At 70.7% G+C, this 7,309-nt stretch carries 8 protein-coding genes; 3 read left to right on the top strand and 5 right to left on the bottom strand.

Annotated elements, in window-relative coordinates:
- The 4 genes from HYV93_14385 to HYV93_14370 all read right to left on the bottom strand — a co-directional run.
- Nucleotides 1-914, bottom strand: a 914-nt coding sequence (locus HYV93_14385; GenBank protein MBI2527157.1) for an FAD-dependent oxidoreductase, incomplete at its 3' end; no start/stop codon positions are given.
- A gap of 6 nt (nt 915-920) precedes the next feature.
- Entirely contained in the window at nt 921-2,087 is a 1,167-nt protein-coding gene (locus HYV93_14380) for a polysaccharide pyruvyl transferase family protein (protein ID MBI2527156.1), read from the bottom strand.
- A gap of 9 nt (nt 2,088-2,096) precedes the next feature.
- Entirely contained in the window at nt 2,097-2,594 is a 498-nt protein-coding gene (locus tag HYV93_14375) for a hypothetical protein (GenBank protein ID MBI2527155.1), read from the bottom strand.
- A gap of 160 nt (nt 2,595-2,754) precedes the next feature.
- The gene (locus HYV93_14370; protein ID MBI2527154.1) at nt 2,755-3,129 is read right to left on the bottom strand and encodes a hypothetical protein; all 375 of its coding nucleotides are present in this window, start codon (nt 3,127-3,129) and stop codon (nt 2,755-2,757) included.
- A gap of 121 nt (nt 3,130-3,250) precedes the next feature.
- Here HYV93_14370 and HYV93_14365 point away from each other — a divergent pair, with 121 nt between their 5' ends.
- Nucleotides 3,251-3,556 (top strand): hypothetical protein, encoded by a 306-nt coding sequence (locus tag HYV93_14365; GenBank protein ID MBI2527153.1) that lies wholly within the window; start codon nt 3,251-3,253, stop codon nt 3,554-3,556.
- A gap of 35 nt (nt 3,557-3,591) precedes the next feature.
- On the opposite strand, the gene HYV93_14360 is transcribed toward HYV93_14365, so the two are convergent.
- The gene (locus HYV93_14360) at nt 3,592-4,029 is read right to left on the bottom strand and encodes a hemerythrin domain-containing protein (GenBank protein ID MBI2527152.1); all 438 of its coding nucleotides are present in this window, start codon (nt 4,027-4,029) and stop codon (nt 3,592-3,594) included.
- Between the two features lie 405 nt (nt 4,030-4,434).
- Here HYV93_14360 and HYV93_14355 point away from each other — a divergent pair, with 405 nt between their 5' ends.
- The gene (locus HYV93_14355; GenBank protein ID MBI2527151.1) at nt 4,435-6,354 is read left to right on the top strand and encodes a 2-oxoacid:acceptor oxidoreductase subunit alpha; all 1,920 of its coding nucleotides are present in this window, start codon (nt 4,435-4,437) and stop codon (nt 6,352-6,354) included.
- Nucleotides 6,351-7,304, top strand: coding sequence for a 2-oxoglutarate oxidoreductase (locus HYV93_14350; protein MBI2527150.1), 954 nt, complete (start codon nt 6,351-6,353; stop codon nt 7,302-7,304). The genes HYV93_14355 and HYV93_14350 overlap by 4 nt, the downstream gene beginning before the upstream one ends.
- The last annotated feature ends 5 nt before the right edge of the window (nt 7,305-7,309 follow it).

Here is a 7,309-nt window from a genome sequence, read left to right as displayed (position 1 = left end):
CGCCGGGCTTGCCATTCCGCCCGGGTGAGGTCCCAGACGCTGATGCCGAGGGCATCGCCGATCCGCGTGCTGTTGACGCTGACCTCCTCGTCGTGGGGCGTGCCGAAGAAGAGGATGTCTTCGCGAGGCAAGTCCAGCTCCCCGGCGGCGGTGGCCTCGCGGATGAGGTCCCACAGGCCGTGCACCCCGAGCCACTGGTCCGGATGCTCCCGATGGTAAGCCGCGAAGGCGGCGCGCTGGAACTCGACCATCCGGAACATCAGGGTCATCGGCTGGACCCGGGCGTCGTGGTCCCGGCCCACCTCGAAGGGGGCCCCGGCGAACGCCGCGACATCGCCATCGCCGGTGCAGTCCACCGTGACCCGGGACTCGACGACGATGGGACCGGACTTCGTGGCGAAGACGACGCCCGTCGGGCGTGGGGCCCCGGTCACGCCGGTGGCGAGGGCGTGGAAGAGGAACTTGACCCCCGCCTGGTCGACCAGGTCGAGCGCCACCAGCTTCAGGACCTCGGGGTCGAACGGTACCACGAAGCCGGTCTGCTCCGAGGCGGGCATGGCACCCCCGGCGGCGACCAGGCGCTCGAGCATCGTCGCCAGGGCGCCGCGCACGACCGGATCGCCCGGGCCGTGATCCTGCGGCATCAGCTCGCTCGCCCGGCCCGGCGCCGGGGCCGCGCGCTGGGTGTGGAAGGACATCAGGGGCATCACGAGCGCTGCCGTCGCATTGCCCCCCAGGAAGCCGTAGCGCTCCGTCAGGATGACCTCGGCGCCGGCGGCGGCGGCGCCGAGCGCGGCGCCGAGCCCCGCCGGTCCGCCTCCGACCACCAGGACATCACAGCTGCCTTCGACCGTCGCGGTGCGAGGGGGCAGCGTGACCGATCGCGGCTCCCGCGGGGGGACGAGCGGCGGCATCGGGCGCTACGCCCGGGCCTCCGCCAGAGGTGCGCGCTGGGGATTCCCCTCGCGCGCGGTCAGGAGTCGCACGGCGATCTCGTGGCTCCGGCGGGCCCGCTCCTGGAGTGGGGGCAAGGCGTGCTCGATGAGCGCCTGGAGGTCGCGCCGCAGGTCCCAGGACCGGTCGATGTGGGCGATGAGCTGCCCGGCCTTGACCTGGTTGAGAGGCGGCATCTGGATCTGCAGGTCCTCGAGGAACCCGAGCACCTTGCCGGCATAGGGCAGCGCCACGAATGGCACCCGGTTCAGGGCCGCGAAGATGAGGAAGTGCAGGCGCATGCCGACGGCGAAGGAGAAGTGCCGCATGAGCGACAGCAGCTGACCTGGGGTGTACTCGCCCTTGAGCACGGTGGCGCGGTGGGCGTAAGCCATCTGCGACACGACCGCGTGCGCGTGCTGGGAATCCTGGACCCGCCGTTCCATCGGCACGAAGACGAGGTCCGCGTCGAGGCGGTCGACCATGTAATCGGCCGCGTTGGCGAGCAAGGCGTGGTAGTGCCGCTCTTCCAGATCCGGCGCCGCGATTCCCGGCTCGCGCACCGAGAAGCCGATGAGCCGGTGGCTCTCGTCGAGCCCCTCGCGCTTGAGGGCGTCCGGCGGCAGCGGCTCGGGCTCGATCAGCAGCGCCGGGTCGGCGGTGACCTCGATCTCGGCGCGCACGCCGGCTTCCTCGAGCGCCTGACGCGCCCGTCGTTCCCGCACGGTCACCGCCGCGGCCCGACGCAGGCAGTCCCGGACCAGGGCCTGGGCGGTCGGGTCCTGGAGCGGGCCGGCGCTGATGGCGTACACCATCACGGGCACGCCCTCCTCGTGGGCCAGGGCGACCTCGCGGAGATAGATGGCCGCCTCGGCGTCGAAGAGGATGCCGCCGCCGCCCAGGATCAGCAGGTCGAGGGCCCTGATCTCGGGCAGCACCTCATCGCGCGAGAGGTCGCGCACGGGGACGGCGCGCTCGACCCGGTGGCGGGCGAGGGTGTCCTTCGGGTCGCGGGAGAAGACGGTGATCTCCACCGGCAGCGCCGCGCGCAGCTGGGTCACGATCGCCTGCAGGATGGCCTCGTCGCCGAGATTGAGGCCGCCGTACGAGCCCGAGATCCCGACGCGCAGAACGCCGCGGGTGCGCGCGCCCATGGCCGGGTCTCAGGCCGCCCGGCGGGAGGTGGCGGGCCCGACTGCCATGCGGTCCTCGATGCGAAAATCCCGCCGCACGGAGGCCGCCTCGTGGACGATGAGGCGCAGGGCGGCGGCCCGCAGGTCCGGGTTCGGCACGGGGCCCGCTACCTCGAGCGTGAGCGGCGAGGCGCGCCAGAGCGGCAGGCGGGCGGTCGGCGTGATGGGCACGTGGGCCAGCATCGGATCCAGGAGCAGGGCGTCGGCGATCCGGGCCTGCAGCCGCGCCGCCTGGGCGGCCCGGTCCCGGCGCGTATCGACGATCCGGACCGCGGCCACGAGGATCGCGAGCAGCGCTGCCAGGAGGAGGACGACGGTCAGGCCGCCGCCCGAGCTCTCCACCGGGGCCGGCGCAGGGCTCGACTGCGCCCACGCGGCCGTCGCGGTCGGCAGCAGGCCGAGCGCTCCCGCGAGGACACGGCGCGGCAGCCGGCTCGCGCGGATCGGGTTGGTCTTGTTGGTCTTCATGGCTCCTCCCTCATGTCGAGCAAGCGGCCGGCGCAGCCGGCGCAGTACCACACGGACTCGAGGCAGGTCGCGCAGCGCGGGCAGCAGGCCTGTCCGCACTCGACGCACCCCAGCTGCTCGAACGGGTACGGCACCGGGGCTCCACAGCGGCAGCGCAGCGTCATAGCTTCTGGGGCGTCTGGGGGGCGCGCTCGAGCCATCCCGGCTCCGGCACCACCACGCCGGGGACCGCCCCGGCGGTGCCGGCCGCCTCGTCGTCGTCGGCGCCCTCATCGGTCGCGACCATGCGAACCACGACGCGGTCGGTGAGGAGGACGGCCTGGTCCAGCCAGATGGTGGAGAGGCCCATGGCCGCCGCGCGGCCGATCGAGGCCTCGACGGCGCGGGTGATCGCCGAGTCCAGCGACTGCTCCGAGAGATCCTCCAGGGCTGCGGCGGTCTCGATCACGACCACGGTCGCGCCCACGGGAGCGACCACCACCAACACCAGGAAGACCAGCAGCGCGGCCTGTGACATGCCTGGCAGGGTTCGCATTTTTTCTCCTCCTCTCCGGAGTCTGGAGGGGGAGCTAGCATTGCGCATGCCACGCGCCTCTGACGTGATCTAACTGCTTGATGTGAAGGGCATCGGGCTTGGACGTCGGGTAGGGGCGCGCATGCGACTGCAGGCGGGGGGAAATAACTGCCCGGCCACGGGAGAAAGACTTACACGCCTCCCGGCGTCCAAGGCTCAGCAGGGCGAGGATTTTCGAGGGCCCGCCATCACCGGAGAGTTCGTCGGCGCGCGTCGGGGAATCGGGCTCCTGCTGCTCGAGCGATCGCACACGCTCGACACGGCCGGCGTCTTCGCGTTGCTGACCGTCCTCGGCGTCGTCGGCACCGCCCTTCACGCCGGCCTCGTGCTCGTGCGTCAGAAGGTGCTGTTCTGGTCCCCGTCCGTCCGTGGGCAGGTATCGGCGTGACGGCGGTGCCCGGGACTTCGCAGCCTCGGTTCAGTTCAGTCACCCTGTCCGAGATCGCCGTACAGGGTGTCGAAGAGGATCTCGTCCTCGGCCGCCTCGTGGTGGCGCAGCCGCCGGGCGAGCGTGGGCGCGCCGCGAAGCACCTCGGCGACGGGGCCGGCCAGGCACGCCAGCGCGCGCGCGGCAAGCGCATCGATGTCGGCGAGAAGAGCCTGGTGCTCCCTCTCCAGCTGGTCCACCCGCCCGATCTGACGCGGCGCCATCGAGCGGACCGTGTCGTAGAACCCGTCCGCCGCCTCCTCGCTCAGGAAGTGCGCGACCACGGCCGCGCGGAACTCGGTGAGGCGGGTCAAGAGCTCACCGAGATTCCCGGTCTCCTCGAGCCGGCGGGTCAGCTCGCGGATGCGGCGGTGCTCGGCCAGCAGCTGCTGGTCGCCGGCTGTCACGGCAGAGGTGTTCTCCGGGTCGCTCATCTGCCTCCCCTTGGGCACGAACGCCGTCCGCCCATTAGGCCCCAAGATGCCCGTCCGGGCCAGGGTTTCACGCGCAAGAACCCCTTGCAAGATCGTGACCCGGTCTCTTCAGGCGGCCCCTGAACAAAATGGCCTAAACGGGTAGGGCATCGGGCTGATAGGCTGGGTGGGTGGTGGGATACCGGGGCGGCGCCGCCCCAGCGCCCTCTCCGACCCCTCGCGACAACCAGGCCAACCAGCTCACTTAATATAGTGCGATAGGCTCAGATTTGTCAGGAGTGCTCCCCATGGGCCCTGGAATTGCAGTAAGCTAGTGCCGTTTGCTTCGCTACGGTAGAGTCAGGTCCCGGAGCCGCGGCGGGAGGCTCAACGATCCGGTCCAACTCGTGAGACTAGGAGTGTGACATGACATTGGCGTCGTCCCCACCGCTATCCCCGACGGCAGCGGACTCGCAGGAAGCGCGCAGGGAGCGCACGATCCTGAGCGTCCCCGAGCACACCGTCGAAGTCGTCTCCGACCCGGGCGAGGGCGCTCAGAAGTGCGCCCAGATCTTCGGCCGCGTCTCGGCGAGGATGGGCAACGGGGTCTGGACCGTGGAGATCATTCCCGCGGAGATCCAGCCCCCCGCGCGCACTCCCGAGAGCGCCAGCGGCAACCGCATCCGGATCGGCACGAAGCCGGTGACCAACTGGGGCGACCACGCCAACGTCGTGGTGGCGTTCAACGAGCAGGTCCTCCTCCACCGCCACCGGCTGGGCGCGCTGGCGAAGGACGCGATCATCCTGATCGAGGACCAGTGGGCGACTCACGACGATCCGGACATCCGCAAGGCCTGGGCCGACGCCATGGATGAGCTCGGCCAGCGCTCCTACCGCTTCGTGCACGTTCCCATGGAGCAGGAGTGCCTCACCCTGACGGACAACCCGCGCCGCGGCAAGAACATGTTCGCGCTGGGGCTCCTGGCCTGGGTCTACTCCCGCGACCTCGACAAGATCCGCGAGCAGATCGCCCAGGAGTTCCGCAAGAAGGCCAAGGCTCTGTACGACATGAACGTGGCGCTGCTGGAGCTCGGGCATCGGTGGGCCGAGGAGCACCTCGACGTCCGGATCCACGTGCCCGCCATCGAGGCGGACCGGCCCAGGGTGGTCATGAACGGGAACCAGGCCCTGGCCATGGGCGCCATCGCCGCAGGGATGGAGCTCTGCGCCATGTATCCCATCACCCCCGCGACCTCGGCCTCGCATTTCCTGAGCGACATCTTCGAGCGCTTCGGCGGCATCGTCCATCAGGCGGAGGACGAGATCGCCGCGGCCGGGGTCGCGGTCGGCGCCTCCTATGCGGGCAAGGTGGCCTTCACCATCACCTCCGGGCCGGGGCTGGCGCTCAAGACCGAGTTCATCGGCCTGGCGGTGATGACTGAGATCCCGCTGGTGGTGGTGGACGTGCAGCGCGGCGGGCCGAGCACCGGACTGCCGACGAAGGTCGAGCAGGGGGATCTCCTGGCCGCGCTCTTCGGCCAGCCGGGGGATGCCCCGCACGTGGTGCTCGCCCCTGCCACCATGGAGGAGTGCTTCCTCTCCATGACCACCGCCCGCCGCGTCGCCGAGGCGTTCCGCTGCGTGGTCATCGTCCTCTCGGACGCGAACCTGGCCACCGGGGTCCAGCCCTTCCCGCGGCCGGAGGTGAACGAGCAGTGGCTCGCTCAGCCGCCAGACCTGAGCCCCGTCCGCGAGGGCCTGCGCCCCTACGAATGGGATGCCGAGCGCGGCCTCTCGCCACGGTTCATCCCCGGCCAGCCGGGGGGCATGCACACCGTCACGGGTCTCTCTCACGACGAGTGGAGCCACGTGGGCTACACCCCCGACGTGCACGAGCGCGGCTGCGTGATGCGGAGCCGCAAGCTCGCCGTCTTCCAGCAGATGCTCAAGCCGCCCCAGGTCCATGGCGCCGAGGCCGGCGACCTCCTCGTCGTCGGCTGGGGCAGCACGCTTGGCGCCATCGAGGAGGCCGTGGACCGCGCCCGGGACGAGGGGCTGGCGGTCTCGTCGCTTCACCTCCGGTTCCTCTCGCCGCTCGAGCCGGGGCTCAAGGAGATCTTCCGGCGCTTCAAGAAGGTGATGACGGTCGAGATCAACTACAGCGACGATCCCGGCGCCCCGTACATCACCGAGGAGAACCGCCGGCGCGGCCAGCTCTGCTGGCTCCTCCGCGCCCAGACGCTGGTGGACATCGACTGCTGGACGCGCGTGCCGGGCGAGCCGCTACGTCCCGGACAGATTCTCCAGGCGATCCGGGATCACGTCCCGCAGGAGGTCTCGCGATGATCGACCAGACCTGCTCGCTGCTGACCTACGGCCTCGACGAGGATCGCGATCTGACCATGGCGGACTACGAGAGCGGGCTGGCGCGCTGGTGCCCGGGCTGCGGGGACCACGCGATCCTCACCGCGACGCAACGGCTCCTGGAGACCGAGCAGCTGCCGCCCGAGCAGACGGTCTTCGTCTCGGGGATCGGCTGCGCGAGCCGGTTCCCGCACTACGTCCACACGTACGGCTTCCACGGGATCCACGGCCGGGCGCTGCCGGTCGCAGTCGGCGTCAAGGTTCGCCGCCCGGACCTGCACGTCTTCGTCGTCATGGGAGACGGCGACTGCTGCTCCATCGGGTCCGCCCACTGGGTCCACACCACCCGCTACAACCCCGACCTGGTCGCCCTCATGCTCGACAACGGCGTGTACGGGCTCACGAAGAACCAGACCTCGCCCACGAGCCCCAAGGGCAAGCCGAGCAACACGCAGCCGCGCGGCGCGCTCCTGCCCCCGTTGAACCCGCTGTCGGTCACGCTGGGCGTGACCAACGCCTCGTTCGTGGCGCAGACCGGGGACTGGGTGCCGGCCCATCTCTACGAGACGCTGCTGGCGGCCTTCCGCCACCGTGGCTTCGCCTTCGTACGCATCCTGCAGCGCTGCCCCCAGTACACGACGGACCTGTACGAGGGGGCCGTGCGCGATCCCGGGCTGATCGAGCTGCTGGTCCACCCCGACGGGGTCTCGGTGCCCGACCTGGCGCGCATCTACAAGAACCAGGTGCGGCACGATCCTGCCGACCTCGACGCGGCCCGGCGCCTGGCCGCGCCCGACGGGAAGATCCGGCTCGGAGTGCTCTACCGGAACGAGACGCTGCCGGTGTACGAGGACATCCGTTCGGTGCCGGCGCCGTCGCGCGCCGAGAAGGTGGCCCTGCTGAACACGGAGCTCGACCGCTATGCCGTCTGAGGATC

The sequence above is a fragment of the Candidatus Rokuibacteriota bacterium genome (genome assembly GCA_016188005.1).
Classification (GTDB): domain Bacteria; phylum Methylomirabilota; class Methylomirabilia; order Rokubacteriales; family CSP1-6; genus UBA12499.
This window is presented reverse-complemented; position numbering and strand designations above follow the sequence as displayed.

Coding starts and splice junctions, on each gene's coding strand:
- HYV93_14350 (MBI2527150.1), top strand. CDS start 6,351: ATGATCGACCAGACCTGCTCGCTGCTGACCTACGGCCTCGACGAGGAT.
- HYV93_14380 (MBI2527156.1), bottom strand. CDS start 2,087: ATGGGCGCGCGCACCCGCGGCGTTCTGCGCGTCGGGATCTCGGGCTCG.
- HYV93_14370 (MBI2527154.1), bottom strand. CDS start 3,129: ATGCGAACCCTGCCAGGCATGTCACAGGCCGCGCTGCTGGTCTTCCTG.
- HYV93_14365 (MBI2527153.1), top strand. CDS start 3,251: ATGCGACTGCAGGCGGGGGGAAATAACTGCCCGGCCACGGGAGAAAGA.
- HYV93_14375 (MBI2527155.1), bottom strand. CDS start 2,594: ATGAAGACCAACAAGACCAACCCGATCCGCGCGAGCCGGCTGCCGCGC.
- HYV93_14355 (MBI2527151.1), top strand. CDS start 4,435: ATGACATTGGCGTCGTCCCCACCGCTATCCCCGACGGCAGCGGACTCG.
- HYV93_14360 (MBI2527152.1), bottom strand. CDS start 4,029: ATGAGCGACCCGGAGAACACCTCTGCCGTGACAGCCGGCGACCAGCAG.